The organism is Tianweitania aestuarii (genome assembly GCF_018457165.1).
GTDB lineage: Bacteria > Pseudomonadota > Alphaproteobacteria > Rhizobiales > Rhizobiaceae > Tianweitania > Tianweitania aestuarii.
The window spans coordinates 40,128-57,669 of sequence record NZ_JAFMNX010000004.1 but is presented as its reverse complement, the minus strand read 5'-3'; the positions used below and the strand labels follow the sequence as shown (position 1 = coordinate 57,669).

Sequence of the window (17,542 nt, the reverse complement as noted above, 5' to 3'; positions counted from 1 at the left end):
CTCGACGATGGCCGCTGCGCATGAGGGCGTGCGCGGCGGATGGTTCTTCAGCTCCGCACGCGTCGGTAAGGCGTCAGGTCGATGCGCGCCGATGCAAGGAAAAGCAGCAGCAGCAGGCCCCAGGCGCAATCGCGGAAGAAGTTGGAAATGCTCATGAAGTTGAACAGGCTGGACAACATCTGCAGCGCGATCGCCGACAGAACCACGCAGATCACGCGCCCATAGCCGCCGGCCGGGCGCACGCCCGCCATCACCACCACAAGGATCGCCACCAGCACATAGGACGTGCCGTAATCCCATTTCACGCTCGATGTGCGCGCGGCGATGATGAAGCCCGCGACGGACGCCAGCACGCCGGCCAGCATATAGGTGGTGAACAACATGCGGCGCACGGGAATGCCGGCGAAAAAGGCTGCCGTCGGATTGCTGCCCAGCAGAAACAGGCGCTTGCCGAAACCGGCGAAGCGCAGGATCACGGCAAGAAGCGACGCCACGGCGATGAAAAGGGCAAAGGGCAGCGGCACGCCCCAGAACGGCATGTTGCCGAAATCGTCCATGGGCACGATATAGCCCAGCGTTTCAGCCGAACCGCCGGTCAAACCGACGGCGATGCCGGTAAACAGCAGCTGCGTTCCGAGCGTCGCGATGATGGGTGTCAAACCGGCATAGCCGATAAGCAGGCCGTTGAGCGCACCGCCTAGACAGCCGGCAACGAGCGCCACAAAGGCGAAGCTCAGCGTGTAAGCCACCGGCGCGGCGTCAGGCGAAACCATCAGCGGCACAAGCAGCACGGCCATGACGCCGGACAGGTTGGCCAGCGCGATGCCGGACAGATCGATACCGCCATTGCCCGAAATCATCGCCAGCATGACGCCGAGCGACAGAAGGCCGAGTTCGGGCACCTGCGCACCCATGGACTGGAAGTTGAACAGGTTGACGAAGGAACCGCCGACGAACACCAGTGCTGCGGCGAGGATCAACACGTTGACCCCGACCAAAAAGCCGAGTTGGCCGTCCAGTTGCCTGTTCATACGCTTCCTCCCACACCGTTCGGTCGTCGATTGTCCCCGAAGGGCCACTCCCCGCCTCCCGAACGCCGAAGCTACCTTTAGCTCGACATATGTCAAACTCAAGCTGAAATAGGTAAACTCGCGCGAAGCCTATCCACAGGCTGGTCTCCTTGGCCAACAGGAAATCCTAGCAACAGCCGCCTGGTAACCTTGGACTTACGGCTGGAAAACCACCGCCATCAGAGCGAGCAGCAAGGCGGGCGGCATAACAACAAAGCCGAGCTTCAGAAAGCGCCAGGTGCTGAAAGACAGTCCTTGACGACGCAACGCCGTCAGCCAGAGAATGGTCGCCAGGGAGCCCGTCACGGAAAGATTGGGGCCGAGATTAACCCCGATCAGGATGCCATCGACGACCCTTTGCGGCAGATCGGCAGCCGTGGTGAAGGCGCCTGCGAGCAGGCCGAGCGGCAGGTTGTTGGTGAGGTTGGTTCCAAAGGCCACGACAGCGCCGGCCAGAAGCGCGCCGACACGCGGTGCATCATTCAGCGGTTCCTGCAAGGCTTGCACCAGTACCGTCTGAAGGCCGCTCAGTTCCAGCGCGCGCACGATCACGAACAAGCCTGCAACGAGCACCAGCGTATCCCAGGAGATTTCCTTGATCAGCGGCAAAGGGCTTGAGCGTTCGGCAAGCATCACGGCGAACCCCGTCAACAAACCGGCAGCGAGCGTCGGCAGGCCAAGCGATAGGCCCAGCGCCGAACAGCCCAAAAGCACGAACGCAGCCGCCACCAACCCAAATGCGGCAATGCGGCCACCTGCCGACAGCCGGGGAATGGCGATGTCGGTGCTGGTTCTTCCTTTCAGGTCGGCATCTTGCGTCCAGCGAAGCACGAAGAAAGTGGCTGCAAGGGCCAGCACCGAGGGAAGCGAAAAGCGCGCGAGCCAATCCTGGAGCGCAGGCATGTCCTGTCCAAACACCACCAGATTGGCCGGGTTGGAGATCGGCAGCACAAAGGAAGCAGCGTTCGCCACGAAGGCGCAGATCAGAAGATAAGGGATGGGTGAGGACACGCGGGCGGCACGGGTCACGGCAATCACGGCCGGCGTCAGCACCACGGCCGTCGCATCGTTCGACAGGAACACCGTCACCAGTGTCCCGATCAGAAAGATCAAGGTGAACAGGCGATGCGGCGATCCTTTTGCCATGCGCGCCGCATGCGCCGCCAAAGTGTCGAACAGGCCTTCGCGCCGCGCCGTTTCAGCCAGCAACATCATGCCGGCGAGGAACATGTAGACATCTCCACCCTCCTCGACGCCGTGCAAGGCTTCACGCCAGGGCAGAAGTCCAAGCCCCACGAGCAGAACCGCGCCACCGGCCGCGAAAACCCATTCCGGCACCCGCATCGGCCGAAAGATGACGCCCGCGACGGTCAAGGCGCTCAGCACCCAGGTGGCAGTGTTCACGCTGAAAGACATGTTCGGGAAGCCCGGCTCGCGGCAGAGAAAGGTGCCGTCACGACCTCTGGCGTCAAACGCTGAAGTGAGCGGCGGAAGAGCCGTAGCGCGCACCAATCATGCCGGCAATGGCAGAGCTGATCATGGCAGCAGCCATTCGTGCAATCTCGCCTACAATGCTCCATTCATGTTACGTCGCGAGATGGCAGTATCCCGTCTTCGTGTTTGAACGATTTGGCGTGATGAGGATTGGTCTCGCTCCTTCACAATCCGATCGGATCACCGTGCCTCTTCGTCTTCTTGTTGTTGCAACCGAAACCGCCGAACAATGCGAGGCTCGGCGCAAATATGCCGGCTCCGCCTCCCACGAAAGCTACGCAGAAACGCTGCGTGCGCTGCACGACGGTGCGGAGATCCAAACCGTGTCCTGCGTCGATCAGGTCGATCCGCTGACAGGGGATGAGGTCGGCCGCTTCGATGGGATCTTCTTTGCCGGATCGCCGATCCAGATGCACAAGGAAAGCTTCGAAAGCCGCGCCGCTACCCGCTTCATGCAAAAAGTGTTCGATGCCGGCACGCCGTCCTTTGGCTCATGCGCAGGCTTGCAGATCGCGGCCGTTGCGGCCGGCGGCAAGACCGGACCGCGCTCGAACGGAATGGAAGCAGCCTTTGCACGCGACATCGTCATGACGAGCGAAGGCCAGAAGCATCCCATGCTTGCCGGCAGGCCTGCCGTGTTCGATGCTCCCGCCATGCATTCCAGCGTGATCAAGACCCTGCCGACGGGTTCGACCTTGCTGGCAAGCAACCGGCATACGCCGGTGGAAGCGCTCGAGATCCGGCATGGCAACGGCGTCTTCTGGGGCGTGCAATATCATCCCGAGATCACACTCGGCGAGATCGCCGCGTCGTTGCGCCGGCAAAGCGAAGACCTCGTCAAAGAAGGCCTTGCATCCGACCAAGCCGCTGTGGAAGCGCATGCTCAGAAGCTGGAAGAGCTGGATCGCAACCCGAAGCGAAGCGACCTTGCCTGGCAGCTCGGTCTCGATCCTGAAACAACGGACGCGGATCGCCGAACCCTGGAATTGCGTAACTTCCTCGCGTTCATCAGCCAGCGTGGCTGAAGCATCACGCTTAACAGCACAAGCGCAGACTTGCGCACTTTGCTTGCGGTACCTTGGCGGAAGCTTGTGGGCGCAAATGATATGAAAGACATATAGTTATAACCTATGTTGACCTCCGCTGCCGGTCATGGGAATGCTCGATAAGGGGATGGAGCAGGTTGACATCATGACGGATCGAGGAACGGCGAGCGGACCCGTCGCGGTTGTCGGCGGGGGACTGATCGGCATCAGCTGGGCGGCCCTGTTCACAGCCTATGGCCATGATGTCGCGCTATACGAACCGGTGGAAGCGGCGCGCGCTGGATTGCAGGCAAGGATTGCGGTGGCCCGGACGCAGATCGGGGAAATTGCGCCGGATCTTCTCGACGCCGGCACGGTGACGCTGGCACAAAGCCTCGTCGACGCAGTGACGGATTGCTGCTTCGTTCAGGAGAACGTGCCGGAAAAGATCGCGCTGAAACGCGAGATCTACGCTTCGATCGAGGCTGCTGCGCCAGCCGATATTACCATCGCATCCAGCACATCGTCGCTCGTCTGGTCCGATCTCAGCGCCGACATGACGAACCCGTCGCGACTGATCACCGCCCATCCCTTCAATCCACCGCATCTGATGCCGCTGGTGGAACTGTTCGGCAGTGATCCAACACGGCTGGCAGAAGCGGCTTCCTTCTACCGCGCGCTCGGTCGTCATCCCGTTCGCTTGAAGCGCGAAGCGGTCGGCCACATCGCCAATCGCCTGTCGTCCGCGCTTTGGCGCGAAGCGGTGAACATGGTGGCGCAAGACATTGCCGAGGTGGAAGACATCGACGCGGCACTTGTTTACGGACCGGGTCTGCGCTGGTCCGTGATGGGCTCGCACATGGCTTATCATTTGGGCGGCGGTGACGGCGGGATCGGCCATTACCTCGCCCATCTCGGCCCCAGCCAGGAACGCCGCTGGCAAGATCTCGGCCACCCCACGCTTGATGCGGCGACGCAGGCGAAACTGGTGGACGGCATCGAAGCGGAAGCGCGCGGTCGCTCGATCCGCGATCTCGAAGCTGCGCGCGACAGCGGCCTCATCGCCGTGCAGCAGGCGCTATGGGGCAAACGCTCCTAGTCCCATCCAACTTCGCTGCCATCCGCGGTTTTCTGGAAAGACATCATGGTTGAAGTGCATTCTCCGACGCCGCTTTATCACCGCATCTATGCGGTTTTGCGCGAGCGGATCGTGAAGGGTTATTATCCCGCTGATCGCGCGATCCCAAGCGAAGCGGAGCTGTCGGAAAGCTTCTCCGTCAGCCGCATCACCATACGCCGCGCAATGGAAATGCTGACCGCCGAGCGGCTGGTCACGCGCACGCGCGGGCGCGGCACCTTTGTCACGGATCGCACCAAGGACAACGAGTTCAATCGCGCCGTCGTATCCAACGTCAACGGCCTGTTCAGCTATCTCAACGATGTCGGCAAAAGCACGCGGCTCAAGGTGATCAGCCTTGATCGTGGCGAAGCCCCGCCGCGCATCTGCGCGCAAATGGGCGTGGAACAGGCCACCGAACTGGTGCGCGCCGTGCGCGTGCGCCTGCTCGACAAGCGTCCGTATTCGCTCTCCATCGCCTATCTCCTGCCAGAGATCGGCGGCATGCTGAAGCGTCAGGACCTGGCTAACACCAACATGATCGACCTGGTTCAGGAGGCCGGCGCTTCCGTCGAGCAGGTCGAACAGGTCATGACCGCCACACTCGCCGACGATTATGCCGCCAAGCATCTCGAGATCCCGATCGGCGCGCCGTTGATGCTGGTGAACCGGCTGTTCTTCAATGCCGAGCTGAAGCCGTTCTATGCGGCCGAAATCTTCTATTGCGCCGACCGCTATGAATACCGCGTGTCGCTGAAGCGCGAAGACGGCAAAGATTTTTCTCTGGGCAACTGAAGCCGGCGTCAGACCCCGAACGGCTGCCGAAGCGCCTGCCCGAGATCGACGGGAAGCGTCGACGCAGAGTTGCCTTCAACACTGTTGATCAGGTGCCGAAGCTCAAGCTGATGATCCGGGCTCCAGATCGATCCCATCAGCTTGGCGGCTTTCCGGTCGACATCGTCGCGGGTCAGCGCCAAGGCGCCATCGCCTTTCGGCACCAGCACTTGCGCCGTCTCGGTTGTACCGTCCGAGAAAACGAGAACCACGCGTGCCGGGCGGTTGGCCGGGTAAAGCGCGTTTAGATCGCCAGCTGCATGGAGTGTGACCTTTGCTGCAACATCGGTGACCTGAGAGCGGTGAAGCCGTTCAGGCGAAAAGCCGTCATGCGCCAGCGGGCCAAAGCAGATGGCGAGTGCTGCGGCATGCCGGAAGCTGAAGCGCGCTGCGAGATCGCTCTTCGGATCAGGAGCGTCGTAGTCCAGCGCGGTGGCATAGGTTTCGATACGCACCTCGACGAGCGCCGACGGATCAAACCTGCCCAACCGTGCGCGCAGTATTTCAAGGCAGTCCACCATCGGACCGAGATGCGCGCACACAGGGTGCCACTTCAGATAGGCCGCCATGATCTCGAAGCGATCCCATTGCCCATCGTCGCCGATGCCGTCGACCAGCAGCGACGGATCGAAAGCCTCGCCGGCACGTGGGCCGAAGAAGCGCTCGAGCGTGCCGATAGACGGGTTGAGTCCTGCCAAGGCACCAAATGCTGCGTTGAGACCGTTCTGAACGCCGAGGCCGACGAACAGGTGGTGGACACCGGCACCTTCCATGCAGGTGTCGCGGAACGGAAACAGCGCAACGGCCGCCGAATTGCCGATCGCGGCCTCGATCAGCGCTATCCGTTCCGCTTCATCCCGATCGCGGCCGAACAGATGCGCGGCAGCAACCGCTGCACCGATGCAGCCGAAGGTGCCGGTATCGTGCAACAGCGGCTGCATGCCGCCCAGCGACGCGCCGATCCTCGTTGAAACTTCGTAGCCAGCCATTACCGCATCGAGGAACGCGGTTGCCGATGCGCCTGTGTCTTCGGCAACCGCGAGAGCCGCCGGCAAAACATGGCTCATCGGATGGCCCCGGGCACGCCGGTGTCCATCCTGCAACTGAAGCACCGTCATGGCGGCACCGTTGATGAGCCCGGCAACGCCGACCGGCGCGCCTTCGTGGAAACCGGCCACCGACGCCCGTCCCCTTCCCGCGGACGCCTTGAAGGTGGTCCGCGCTTGCGCCAGCGATGGATGCGCCGCGCCGGCCACCATCACCGCGACCGTATCGAACATGAAGTCGCGGTAAGCCGCCCGCACCTGGCGAGGGGCTTGCCCGAAATGCGTGCCCGCGGCCGCAACCGCGAGCTGATGGGCGGCGTTGGTCAAAGGCTCAGCCCTTCGCCGCATTCTCCGCAGCTGCACCCGCCTTCATCATCGCGTGGACCATGTCGATCCGGCTTTCAACCGGCGCCGGGTACACATCGCGGCCATGGGTGAGGCCCAGCGCCAGGAAGGTTTCCATCAGCTTGTAGGTCAGCGGACCGGGATTGACGACCGGCACCGGCAGGTTGGCGGCCAGGTATTCGCCGGCCTGGTGCATGGTGGTGGAACCCAGGCAGATCACCTCCGCGCCATCCTCCTCGATGCACCGCAGCGCCACATCACGCATGCGCGGGAACACCTTGTCTTCCTTACCGTCGAGCAGGTTGGCGAAATCCGGCGGCTGGTCGAACGAGCGCACGGAAGCGCATTGCCGGTCGAAGCCATATTCGCGGATGGCCTTGCGATAACGCGGCAGCGCGGGCTTCCACTGCGCCAGCACGGAGAACTTGCCGCCAAGCGTCAGAGCATAAAGCATGGACGCCTTGCCGGCGCCGATCACCGGGATCGACAAAACGGAGCGCAGCGGGATCATGCCGCTATCCGACATCGTGTCGATGCAAACGGCGTCAAAGCCTTCCGCTTCCGCGTTGCAGCCGGCTTCAAAGATGGCGAGGTCCATCAGACCCCAATCATGCGGCGACATGAAGGAGGTCGGGCCGCAGGTCACGGGGCGATAGGTCAGTTCCCAGTCGGCCGGCAGCGGCACGTAGCCGGACTGCGCTTCGCGGTTCTTGATGCCTTCGGCGTCGAGCGCAAAGGGTACGATCACGAGGATGCGGGTCATGAGTGGCCCTCCAGATAAGAAGCCCCGGCAGCGCCGATGGCGCGGATCATCTCATGCTTGGGCGCAAGCGGCGTCGGCCAGGTTTCCTTGCTGTGGGTAAGCTTGAGATCAAGCGCGATCGACGCGAGCTTGTAGGTCAGTGGGCCCGGATTGATCACCGGCACGCCGATCTGCTTCGACAACCAGCCATGCGCTTCATGCATGGTGGTGGATCCAAGGATCAGCACCTGCGCGCCATCCTGTTCCACGCATTTGCGCGCGGCATCAAGCAGCAGCGGAAACACTTCGTCTTCCTTGCCGGACAGAAGGCTCTTGTTGTCCGGCGTCACGCCGATAGAGCGCATGGAAGCGCATTTATGCTCCATGCCGAGTTCACCGAGCGTCTTGGTGTAAAGCATCTTCCAGCGATCCCACATCATCAGGATCGAGAACTTGTCGCCCAGCATCTGCGCCACCAGCATGGCATGACGGCCCGGCGCAATAACCGGAATGGTCAGGATCGAACGAAGCATGGCCATGCCGCTGTCCGACATCGTGTCGATGCAAACCGCATCGAAGCCGTTCTTTTCTGCATCGAGCCCGGCATCGACGATCGAGATGTCGGCGAGCACCATATCATGCTGGCTGGAATAGTTCTTCGGCCCGACCCGAACCGCCTTGTAGTGGAACTCGATACCCGGACCGAGATCAACGGCCTTCATCTGCGCCTGACGACGAACGAGATCCTCCTCGCCCATCGGGAACGGCACGATCACCAGAACCCTCTTCATATTTCCTCCTCTCAATTGCGTGGGGTGGATGTCAGCCCGCTTCGGCCACCTGAGCAGCGCTCATGCCGGCCAGCCTGCCGAAGGTCGTTGCCGACAACAGTCCGTTGCCGGACAGATAGCCGTAGTTGGAATCGCCCGACACGCCGCGCGCCGCACCACCGCCGGCAAACAGGTTCGGCAAAGGCTCGCCGCTTGAGCGCAGAACGCGAGCCTGCGCATCGATCACCAATCCACCTTGCGTATGGAACAGCGCGCCATTGACCTTCACCGCATAAAACGGCGGCTTCAGCAAATCGGCCTCGACGAACACACGGCCGAAACGATCCGGCTTGCCCTCACGCGCCGCTTCTTCAATGGCGTCGAACTCCGCCTTGATCGAAGCGAGCGGCAGTCCTGTAGCTTCGGCCAGTTCTCCCAGCGTGTTCGCCGTCTTCACGGCGCCAAGCTTGCGGATCTCGCGGTAGTCGTAGAACCCTTCGGCAGCCTCATGGCCCGAAGCGCCAAAGATGTCCCAGGCGACATGATCGGGCTGCGCCGCCACTTCCGCGCCATGCTCGGAATAACCGCGCATCTCGTTGGAAAAGCGCTCACCGGCCGTGTTCAGGAGAATGCCGCCCTTGGTAATGACGGCCCAGGTCAGCGGCAGGGAATGCGGATGCGCAACCGAGCCGTGGCCCTGATAGCCCGCCATATCGGCCGTCGCCGCACCTAGTGCCGTTCCCCACTTCACGGCGTCACCGGTGTTGGAAAGATGACCGCAGCATTCGGCGTCGGCGATCTCGGGAATATACTGGCGCACCATCTGCGGGTCGCCGGCAAAGCCGCAGGAGGCCAGAACCAGCGCCTTGCAGCCGAGATCCTCCGTTGCGCCGTCAGACCGGCGGCAACGCACGCCAACCACGCGGCCGGAAGCATCCGCATAGATGTCCTCAACGGACGCACCGGTGATAAGGTCGATGCCGGCATTGGATACGGCTGCCAGCAAGGCTTGTTCGAGATCGGCACCCGTCCGGCTCTTGGGGCCGTGCATGCGCATGCGCGAATGGCCGGGATAAAGGAAGCCCGTGACCAGTTCGAGTTCGACGCCGTGCGTGTCCATCAGCCAGTCGATCATCGGCCCAGCGGCTTGTGCGGCCACGAGCGCCTGATCGTGCGGGGTGCGGTCATGCGTCTTGGCGACGATGTCGGCGGCAAAGAGTTCCGGGCTGTCTTCGATGCCGGCCTCCCTTTGAAGCCTTGTGCAGGGTGCCGGGATCAGGCCCGCCGAAAGCGATGTCGAGCCGGTCGGGTTCTCGTCGCGCTCGAGGATCATGACGGCCTGCCCGGCGTCGTGGGCAGCCAGAGCGGCGACAAGGCCGCAGGCGCCCGCGCCGACCACCACAACCGGAACTTCGAATTCGAACGTTACGCCTTCGGGATTGAGAAGCGCCATGATCAACCTCTTGTTCAACGGGCGGAGGCGCAGCGCGCCTCCTTTTGATGCCTTAGTAACCGGTGCGGCTGTTTTCCGGCGTTCCGTAGCGCGCTTCGAGTTCCTGCACCTCGGCCATGCGGGCCATGTCGAAGAACTCCTTGAAGCTCATCACATTGGGCGCAACCGATGCGATCGTTTCTTCGGTCTTCAGGACCTCCAGCGTCTTGCGCGCGGCTTCCATGGCCGAAAGCAGGAGCCAGTTCGGGTAGATGATCAGCTTGAAGCCAAGCGCCTCGATTTCCTCGCGCTTCAGGAACGGCGTCTTGCCGGAGGTCGCCATGTTGTAAAGCAGCGGCACACCGGGGAAGCGCGGCGCGACATGCGGCAGGTCGTCCGGGCCGGGGCTTTCCACGAAGATCACGTCGGCACCGGCTTCGCGATACATTTCGGCACGATCAAAGGCCGCTTCGCGACCATCCACGGACAAGGCATCCGTGCGGGCGATCACCACGAAATCGGGATCGACGCGGGCATCGACCGCAGCCTTCACCTTGGCGACCATGTCGGCGGCGGAAATGAGCTGCTTGCCCGAAAGGTGGCCGCAGCGCTTGGGCAGCACCTGGTCTTCAAGATGGATCGCGGCGACGCCGCCGCGCTCGTAAAGCTGGATCGCGCGGCGCACATTGAGCGGCCCGCCGAACCCGTTATCGGCATCAGCAATCAGCGGCACATCCGAGGCATCGGCAATGCGCGTGGCGTTGTCGACCATCTCGGTCATGGTGAGCAGGCCGACATCGGGATAACCGAGGCGCGTCGCCGAAGTGCCGGCACCCGTCATATACATAGCCTCGAAGCCGGCTTCCGCGACAAGGCGGGCATACATGGCGTCAACTACGCCGGGAGCCATGACGGCTCGCTTGCCTGCAAGCGCCTGCCGCAGGCGCTTTGTGCGCGTTAAGGACATGGTGTTCTCCAATTGGTTGGTAAGCGAGGCTATGATTGCGCTGGTGGCGCGATCACATGCCGAGATAAGCCTGCCGCAGCTGCGGATCGGCGAGCAGCGTCGCTGCTTCGCCCTGCATCACGAAGCGGCCCTGTTCGATGACATAGGCGCGCTGCGCCACGCCGAGCGACTGCATGACGTTCTGTTCCACCAGAAGCACCGAAACGCCATCGGCGTTGATCTTGGTGATGAGGTCGAACATTTCCTCGACCATGATCGGGGACAGGCCAAGCGAAGGCTCGTCCAGGATCAGAAGCTCGGGTTCCGACATCATGCCGCGTCCGATCGCCAACATCTGCTGTTCACCGCCTGAAAGCGTTCCCGCCAGCTGGCTGAGCCGTTCCTTCAAGCGCGGGAAGATCGTGCAGACACGGTCGAAGTTCTGGCTGATATTGGAACTCGCGCGGCGAAAGGCGCCAAGCTTCAGGTTCTCGCTGATCGAAAGGTTGGGGAAGATCTTGCGGCCTTCCGGCACATGAGCCACGCCCATGGCAACGATCTCGCTCGGCTTGCGATTGTTGAGAACGTCACCCTTGAACGTCACCGTACCGGCAGTCGGGCGGATGAAGCCGGAGATGACGTTGTTGAGGGTCGTCTTGCCGACGCCGTTCGAGCCCAAAAGCGCGACGATTTCGCCCTTGTCAACGTGCAGGTCGAGGCCCTGAAGAACGGACATCGAACCGTAGCCAGCCTTGATTCCGGAAAGCTTAAGCATGGTTTTCATCCTGTAGGCGTGCGGCCGCACCGTGGCCGAGATAGGCCTCGACGACGGATGCGTCCTTCACCAGTTCGCGCGGCGTTCCCTGTGCGATCAGCTTGCCCTGGTTAAGGACATAGGCCGTTTCGGCCAAGCTCATCACGGCCTGCATCACGTGCTCGATCATGAGGAAGGTGTGCCCTTCCTCACGGATCTGCCGGATGATGCCGACGATTTCGGTGATTTCAGAGGGGATCAGGCCCGCCATCACTTCGTCCAGCAGGAGAAGCTTGGCGCCGGTGGCCAATGCGCGGGCGAGTTCCAGCCGCTTGCGCCCGGCAATCGTCAGCGAGGAAGCCGGCCGGTCGAGCATGTTGCCCATGCCGAGCCGTTTGCCAACCTGGCTGGCGATCGCCATGGCTTCGCGGCGGTCGTGATGATGCAGATAAGCGCCAACCGCGATGTTTTCCTGCACCGTCAGCCCGGCAAAGGGCTGCACGATCTGAAAGGTCCGGATCATGCCACGCGTGCAGATCTTGTGCGGCGGCATGCCCGTGATGTCTTCGCCGCGGAACGTGACGCTGCCCGTGTCCGGCTGGGTGAAGCCGGCGATCATGGTGAAGCAGGTGGTCTTGCCGGCGCCGTTGGGTCCGAGCAAGCCAACGATCGATCCTTCCGGCACATCCAGCGATACGTCGCTGACCGCCTTCAAGCCACCGAAGCTCTTGGAAAGGTTGCGGACCTCAAGCATGGTCTTCGTCCTTCCGGGTCTTGAGAGTGCCGATCAAGGCAGCCAGGCCCATCAAACCGCGCGGCAGGAAGCGCACCGCACAGATCAGGACAATGGCATAAAGCACGAAGTTGAGGCCGGGCGCGTTGGGCAGGAGATGCTTTGCGCCCTCGCCCAAAAGATGCAGGCCGAGCGTGCCGATCAGCGGTCCCCAGACAGTCCCGGCACCGCCGATGATCGGGCCGATCAGCGCCTCGATGGATACCGCGCTGCCGTAAACCACCGTGCTGTCGATGAACAACCAGAGCTGGAGATAAAGCGCACCGGCAAGACCGCCGAAGGCGCCCGAAATCACCATCGCCTGGACCTTGATCTTGTAGGTGTCGATGCCGAGCGCGCGCGCCGCATCTTCGTTCTCGCGAACCGCTACGAGGTAAGCGCCGAACCGCGACTTCTTGATCATGTAAGTGACGAGCATGACTAGCGCGACGACAACCAGAAGAAGCGTGTAAACCACGGTCCGGTCGGGGAACTGCAGGTTGGCGATCCCCGGCTCGAGCTTCAGCTGCAAACCGCTGCCGCCGCCCGTGATGTCGAAGGACGAGGCGCAGATGCGCAGCACTTCCGCGAAAGCGAGCGTGACAAGCGCGAAATAGGAGCCCTTCAGACCGTAACGGAACGCCAGCGCACCGATGAAGCCGCCCATCGCAGCACCGGCCACGATGCCGATCGCGAAGGCCAGCCACGGATTGACGCCATACTGCACCTGAAGGATCGCTGACGCATAGGCGCCGGTGCCGTAGAGTGCTGCGTGACCGAAGGACGACATGCCGCCGAAGCCACCGGTAATGTTCCAGGACTGCGCGATTACGGCCACGATCAGCGCGTTGATCGTAAAGCCCATCCACACCGGCGAGGCCATGAAGTAGACGCTGAGAAGATAAGCGCAGACGGCGACAACAAGCGCGATCTGGCCAACGGAGTTGAATTTCATCAGCGTCCCACCTTGCCCAGCAGACCGGACGGTTTGAACAAAAGGATTAGGATAAAGGCGAGGAAGATGCCGATCTGGCCGAGGCTTTCGCCAAGGAAGAGGCCGCAAAGCGACTCGATCACGCCGAGCAGCAGGCCGGCAACCAGTGCGCCGAGCAGGCTGCCCATGCCGCCGAGAACCACGGTCGTGAAGGCCACGAGCACGAAGGTGTAGCCCACCTGCGGCGTGACATAGAAGGTCGGCAGAAGAAGGCAGGCAGCCAGCGCCACGCAAGCCGTGCCGATACCGAAGCACACGGCATAGGTGTGATTGACGTCGATGCCGACGAGCTCGGCGCCCCGCTTTTCGATCGCAACCGCGCGAATGGCCGAGCCGATGCGCGTGCGCGACATGAAGAGCCACAGAAGCGGTGCGGCGGCGAGCGCTGCAACAAAGGCGATCACGCGGCCGAGCGGCAGGTAGGCGCCAAGGATTTCCACCGTGTCATAGGCATAGGGAATGTCGACGGTACGGGTGTTCGACGTCCAGAAATACAGCGCCAGATTGTCGATGATCATCGACAAGGCCAGCGTGATCAGAAGAACGTTCTGCTCCGAGCCGCTGCTCATTGGTGAGATCAGACCGCGCTGCAGCGCGTAGCCCAGCGCGAAAAACACCGGCAGCACGATCGGGATCGCCAAATAGGGATCGATGCCGAGCTGATAATGCAGGAAATAGGCCGCAAACAGCGCGAGCATCAGCAGGCTGCCATGCGCAAAATTGATAATATGGAGCACGCCGTAGATCAGGGTCAGGCCTAGCGCGATCAGCGCATAAACCGCCCCCATCATCAGGCCGCTCAACACGGCAGGCAGGATCAAACTCGACATCGGGTTCACTCAAGGTTGTGTAAAGAAAGCCTCGGCGGCTTTCGCACCGCCGAAGCTTCGACCCGGCCCTACTGGGCAGCGGGAATGGGGAACACCGGCTCGGCGCTCGCGAATTCCTTCGGGAACACGACTTCGATCTTTTCGCCGCGGATCTGGGTATTCACCGGGCGCGAGTTGACGTTGTCGCCATTCACGAACTTGGTCGGACCGTAGGGCATGATCGAGCCGTCGAAGGTGGACGCAGCGAGAGCTTCAAGCATCTTCTTGCGGTCGTCCGAACCGCTGCGCTCGAGCGCGTCGGCGATGACCTGGATCGTGGCATAGGACACCATGACGTCATAGGTCAGGTCGAGACCGGCGGCAGCCGTGGTTTCGGCCAGTGCCTTGGACTCGTCCTTGTTCGGATCGTACCAGTGGTTGCAGTCCATCACATACTGCGCGACTTCCTGGTTCTCGCGAACGAACTTGATGTTGGAAGCAGCACCGCCGAGGATCGAATAGATCGCCTTCAGCTCCACGCGCTGCTGACGCAGCGAACGCGCCATCAGCGTGTATTCGTTCAAATAGTTCGACGGGATCAGGATGTCGGCCTTCGACGCCTTCACGCGCAAAGCGATGTTGGAGAAATCGCGATGCGGGGTCGGGTGCGAAATGGTTTCCACCACTTCGATGCCCTGCTTGGGCAGCTCGGTCGCCAGGATCTTGGCCATGTTTGAGCCAAATGGACCGTCTTCATGGACGATCGCCGCCGTTTTCACGACGTTGCCGGCACCCTGGTTCAGGAGCTTGAGGTTTTCCAGAGCAACGCTCGTGCACTTGTTCACGCCCGGCGTGAAGCGGAACACGTTCGGCAAACCGCGTTCCACGACGGTTTCGGCGGTGCCGATGGAAAACACCTGCGCCAGGTCGTATTTCGCGGCGGCCTGCGAGGATGCAAGACCGAGCGAGGATGCGGTTGCGCCGGTGAAGGCGACGACGCCGGCCTGCGCCAGCGTGTCCACCGACGATGCGGCAACTTCCGGACGGCTCTGCGCATCCACCACGACCAGTTCGATCATGGCGCCGTTCATGCTCTTGATGCCGCCGGCAGCGTTGATCTTGTCGGCAGCAAACTTCGCGCCGGCAGCGCTCTGCGTGCCGTTATAGGCAAGGTTGCCCGTCAGCGGCTCGAGCACGCCCACCTTCACCGTCGCGCCTTGTGCACGCAGGATCGAGGGCGCAGCCAGCGTCATGGCCATTGCGCCCGAGGCTTTCAGGAGGTCACGGCGATCAATTCTGAAGTTCATAAACAGTCTCCCATTGTTCGACGGCGATTATTCGCGCTGGTTCGTCCGTCAGCGACCCAGCCAGGGGTGTGAAGCGATCCGGGCGCTTTCGAACGCCTGGATCTGCTCTTTGTAGGTGAGCGTCATCTCGATCTCATCGAGACCACGCAGAATACCTTCGCGCGCAAACGGATCGATTTGGACGGGATGCGTGCCGAAATTGCCGGGAAGAACGATCCGCTCTGCTTCGAGATCAACGGTCACCTGCGCTTCGGGAAAGCGGGTGAGATGATCTTCGAGCGCGTCGCAAAGCTCAACCGGCAGGCGCACCGGCACAAGGCCGTTCTTCAGGGCATTGTTGTAGAAAATATCGCCGAAGCTCGGACCGATCAGCGCGCGGATGCCATGATCCACAAGCGCATAGACCGCACCTTCGCGCGAGGACCCGCAGCCGAAATTGTCTTCAACCAGCAGGATCGTCGCCTGATCCGCGCCCGGCTTGTTCAAGGGAAAGCGCGGATCAAGTTCGCCATCGGCATCGCGGCGGCGAATGTCGTGAAACAGGAATTGGCCATAGCCCTGCGCGCGATCGGCCTTGAGAAAGCGGCCGGGGATAATCTGATCGGTGTCGCAGTTCACGCCTGGAATGGCGACGACACCTGATGTTTCCTTGGTGAAAGCTCTCATCATCCCTCACAGACGCCGGACATCGGTCAAACAGCCGCTGATGGCGGCGGCAGCAGCCATTGCGGGGCTGACCAGATGCGTGCGCGCACCCGGTCCCTGACGTCCCACGAAGTTGCGGTTGGAGGTGGACGCGCAGCGCTCGCCCGGTCCCACCACGTCGCCATTCATCGCCGCGCACATCGAACAGCCGGATTCGCGCCATTCGAAGCCCGCTTCCTTGAACGTCGCAGCCAGGCCCTCACGCTCGGCCTGCTCCTTCACCTGCGTCGAGCCCGGCACCACGATAGCGGGAATGACCACTTTGCGCCCCTTCAGAATGGACGCGGCTGCGCGCAGATCCTCGATGCGGCTGTTGGTGCAGGAGCCGATGAAGACCTTGTCGAGCTTGAGCCCGTCGAGCGCCGTGCCCGGTGTAAGCTCCATATAGTCCAGCGATTTCGCAGCCGACTTTCGCTTGTCGGCGCTGTCGAAGGCTGAGGGGTCGGGCACATGACCGTTGATCGCGACCGCATCTTCCGGGCTCGTGCCCCAGGTCACCATCGGCGCGATCGCCGCGCCATCCAACACGACTTCGCGGTCGAACACCGCACCCTCGTCGCTGACGAGTTCGCGCCAATGCGCAACCGCCCCGTCCCATTCCTGTTCGGACGGTGCGAAATGGCGGCCGCGAACGTAGTCGAAGGTAATCTCGTCGGGCGCCACCATGCCGAAGCGCGCTGCAGCCTCGATCGACATGTTGCACAGCGTCAAACGCGCTTCGATCGAGAAGTTGCGAACAACCGGACCGGCGAATTCGATGGCGTAACCACCGGCACCCGCCGCACCAATCTTGGCGATCAGCGCGAGCATCACATCCTTGGCCGTAACGCCCTGTCCGAGCGCGCCATCCACGGTGACGCGCATGGTCTTCGGTCGTGTCTGCCACAGCGTTTGCGTCGCCAGCACATGCGCGTTTTCAGACTGACCGATGCCGAAGGCGATCGCACCCAGCGCGCCTTGCGTCGAGGTATGGCTGTCGGAACACACGATCGTCAGGCCGGGCAGCGTGATCCCCTGCTCGGGCGCCACCACATGCACGATGCCTTGTTCGCGGCTGGTCAAACCGAAATGGCGCACACCGCCCCATTCCATGTTCTCGTCGAACGTGTCGATCATCTTGGCGATCGCAGGGCTCGCCGCGTCGCGCGCGCTTCGGCCAAGGGTCGGCACGTAATGATCGGCAACGCCGAAGATCTGCTTGGGACGGCGTGGTTTCAGGCCGCGACGCTTCAAATCCGCAAAGGCATGGAAGCTGCCCTCGTGGATCATGTCCCGGTCGATATAAAGCAGCGAGGGGCCGGCGGGATGGCGCATGATCTCATGCTCATCCCAGATCTTGCCCAGCATCGTGCGAGGTGCGGCGGCAGGTGCCATTTTACG

General features: G+C 62.2%; 17 protein-coding genes. 3 read left to right on the top strand and 14 right to left on the bottom strand.

The genetic code is table 11. The annotated features are described in order from the left end of the window. Positions 1-47: 47 nt before the first annotated feature. Together JYU29_RS15005 and JYU29_RS15000 are read right to left on the bottom strand one after the other, a co-directional pair. Complete coding sequence (locus JYU29_RS15005; RefSeq protein WP_213985663.1) at positions 48-1,031, bottom strand: ABC transporter permease; 984 nt, start codon at positions 1,029-1,031, stop codon at positions 48-50. 195 nt (positions 1,032-1,226) lie between these two features. Next, on the bottom strand, positions 1,227-2,486 hold the full coding sequence (locus JYU29_RS15000) for an arsenic transporter (protein ID WP_213985662.1): 1,260 nt from the start codon (positions 2,484-2,486) through the stop codon (positions 1,227-1,229). Positions 2,487-2,749: 263 nt separating this feature from the next. Between JYU29_RS15000 and JYU29_RS14995 the strand changes: the two genes are divergently transcribed. From JYU29_RS14995 to JYU29_RS14985, 3 genes are all read left to right on the top strand, one after another. Beyond that, a complete protein-coding gene (locus tag JYU29_RS14995; protein ID WP_213985661.1) occupies positions 2,750-3,589 on the top strand; it encodes a type 1 glutamine amidotransferase in 840 nt (279 codons plus the stop codon). Positions 3,590-3,755: 166 nt separating this feature from the next. After that, positions 3,756-4,688, top strand: coding sequence for a 3-hydroxyacyl-CoA dehydrogenase NAD-binding domain-containing protein (locus tag JYU29_RS14990; RefSeq protein ID WP_213985660.1), 933 nt, complete (start codon positions 3,756-3,758; stop codon positions 4,686-4,688). Between the two features lie 45 nt (positions 4,689-4,733). Next, positions 4,734-5,501 (top strand): GntR family transcriptional regulator, encoded by a 768-nt coding sequence (locus tag JYU29_RS14985; RefSeq protein ID WP_213985659.1) that lies wholly within the window; start codon positions 4,734-4,736, stop codon positions 5,499-5,501. An 8-nt stretch (positions 5,502-5,509) separates the two neighbouring features. On the opposite strand, the gene JYU29_RS14980 is transcribed toward JYU29_RS14985, so the two are convergent. From JYU29_RS14980 to leuC, 12 genes are all read right to left on the bottom strand, one after another. After that, positions 5,510-6,913 (bottom strand): MmgE/PrpD family protein, encoded by a 1,404-nt coding sequence (locus tag JYU29_RS14980; protein WP_213985658.1) that lies wholly within the window; start codon positions 6,911-6,913, stop codon positions 5,510-5,512. 4 nt (positions 6,914-6,917) lie between these two features. Next, a complete protein-coding gene (locus JYU29_RS14975; protein ID WP_213985657.1) occupies positions 6,918-7,694 on the bottom strand; it encodes an aspartate/glutamate racemase family protein in 777 nt (258 codons plus the stop codon). Continuing rightward, the gene (locus JYU29_RS14970; protein WP_213985656.1) at positions 7,691-8,464 is read right to left on the bottom strand and encodes an aspartate/glutamate racemase family protein; all 774 of its coding nucleotides are present in this window, start codon (positions 8,462-8,464) and stop codon (positions 7,691-7,693) included. The genes JYU29_RS14975 and JYU29_RS14970 overlap by 4 nt, the downstream gene beginning before the upstream one ends. 31 nt (positions 8,465-8,495) lie before the next feature. Next, positions 8,496-9,896, bottom strand: a complete 1,401-nt coding sequence (locus tag JYU29_RS14965; RefSeq protein WP_213985655.1) for an FAD-dependent oxidoreductase — start codon at positions 9,894-9,896, stop codon at positions 8,496-8,498. A gap of 52 nt (positions 9,897-9,948) precedes the next feature. Then, on the bottom strand, positions 9,949-10,842 hold the full coding sequence (locus JYU29_RS14960; RefSeq protein WP_213985654.1) for an isocitrate lyase/PEP mutase family protein: 894 nt from the start codon (positions 10,840-10,842) through the stop codon (positions 9,949-9,951). Between the two features lie 52 nt (positions 10,843-10,894). Next, complete coding sequence (locus tag JYU29_RS14955) at positions 10,895-11,596, bottom strand: ABC transporter ATP-binding protein (RefSeq protein WP_213985653.1); 702 nt, start codon at positions 11,594-11,596, stop codon at positions 10,895-10,897. After that, complete coding sequence (locus JYU29_RS14950) at positions 11,589-12,329, bottom strand: ABC transporter ATP-binding protein (RefSeq protein WP_213985652.1); 741 nt, start codon at positions 12,327-12,329, stop codon at positions 11,589-11,591. Before JYU29_RS14950 ends, JYU29_RS14955 begins: the two co-directional genes overlap by 8 nt. Next, the gene (locus JYU29_RS14945; protein WP_213985651.1) at positions 12,322-13,302 is read right to left on the bottom strand and encodes a branched-chain amino acid ABC transporter permease; all 981 of its coding nucleotides are present in this window, start codon (positions 13,300-13,302) and stop codon (positions 12,322-12,324) included. Before JYU29_RS14945 ends, JYU29_RS14950 begins: the two co-directional genes overlap by 8 nt. Then, positions 13,302-14,171, bottom strand: coding sequence for a branched-chain amino acid ABC transporter permease (locus JYU29_RS14940; RefSeq protein ID WP_213985650.1), 870 nt, complete (start codon positions 14,169-14,171; stop codon positions 13,302-13,304). Before JYU29_RS14940 ends, JYU29_RS14945 begins: the two co-directional genes overlap by 1 nt. Positions 14,172-14,239: 68 nt before the next feature. Further along, entirely contained in the window at positions 14,240-15,457 is a 1,218-nt protein-coding gene (locus JYU29_RS14935) for an ABC transporter substrate-binding protein (protein ID WP_213985649.1), read from the bottom strand. Positions 15,458-15,505: 48 nt separating this feature from the next. Continuing rightward, entirely contained in the window at positions 15,506-16,126 is a 621-nt protein-coding gene (gene leuD / locus JYU29_RS14930) for a 3-isopropylmalate dehydratase small subunit (RefSeq protein ID WP_250157502.1), read from the bottom strand. A gap of 3 nt (positions 16,127-16,129) precedes the next feature. Further along, entirely contained in the window at positions 16,130-17,536 is a 1,407-nt protein-coding gene (leuC, locus tag JYU29_RS14925; protein WP_213985648.1) for a 3-isopropylmalate dehydratase large subunit, read from the bottom strand. Positions 17,537-17,542 lie beyond the last annotated feature (6 nt).

Bases quoted from the DNA above. Each gene is read 5' to 3' on its own strand.
- JYU29_RS15005 (WP_213985663.1), bottom strand. From the start codon at position 1,031: ATGAACAGGCAACTGGACGGCCAACTCGGCTTTTTGGTCGGGGTCAAC.
- JYU29_RS15000 (WP_213985662.1), bottom strand. From the start codon at position 2,486: ATGTCTTTCAGCGTGAACACTGCCACCTGGGTGCTGAGCGCCTTGACC.
- JYU29_RS14990 (WP_213985660.1), top strand. From the start codon at position 3,756: ATGACGGATCGAGGAACGGCGAGCGGACCCGTCGCGGTTGTCGGCGGG.
- JYU29_RS14985 (WP_213985659.1), top strand. From the start codon at position 4,734: ATGGTTGAAGTGCATTCTCCGACGCCGCTTTATCACCGCATCTATGCG.
- JYU29_RS14975 (WP_213985657.1), bottom strand. From the start codon at position 7,694: ATGACCCGCATCCTCGTGATCGTACCCTTTGCGCTCGACGCCGAAGGC.
- JYU29_RS14970 (WP_213985656.1), bottom strand. From the start codon at position 8,464: ATGAAGAGGGTTCTGGTGATCGTGCCGTTCCCGATGGGCGAGGAGGAT.
- JYU29_RS14965 (WP_213985655.1), bottom strand. From the start codon at position 9,896: ATGGCGCTTCTCAATCCCGAAGGCGTAACGTTCGAATTCGAAGTTCCG.
- JYU29_RS14960 (WP_213985654.1), bottom strand. From the start codon at position 10,842: ATGTCCTTAACGCGCACAAAGCGCCTGCGGCAGGCGCTTGCAGGCAAG.
- JYU29_RS14955 (WP_213985653.1), bottom strand. From the start codon at position 11,596: ATGCTTAAGCTTTCCGGAATCAAGGCTGGCTACGGTTCGATGTCCGTT.
- JYU29_RS14950 (WP_213985652.1), bottom strand. From the start codon at position 12,329: ATGCTTGAGGTCCGCAACCTTTCCAAGAGCTTCGGTGGCTTGAAGGCG.
- JYU29_RS14945 (WP_213985651.1), bottom strand. From the start codon at position 13,302: ATGAAATTCAACTCCGTTGGCCAGATCGCGCTTGTTGTCGCCGTCTGC.
- JYU29_RS14940 (WP_213985650.1), bottom strand. From the start codon at position 14,171: ATGTCGAGTTTGATCCTGCCTGCCGTGTTGAGCGGCCTGATGATGGGG.
- JYU29_RS14935 (WP_213985649.1), bottom strand. From the start codon at position 15,457: ATGAACTTCAGAATTGATCGCCGTGACCTCCTGAAAGCCTCGGGCGCA.
- leuD (WP_250157502.1), bottom strand. From the start codon at position 16,126: ATGATGAGAGCTTTCACCAAGGAAACATCAGGTGTCGTCGCCATTCCA.
- leuC (WP_213985648.1), bottom strand. From the start codon at position 17,536: ATGGCACCTGCCGCCGCACCTCGCACGATGCTGGGCAAGATCTGGGAT.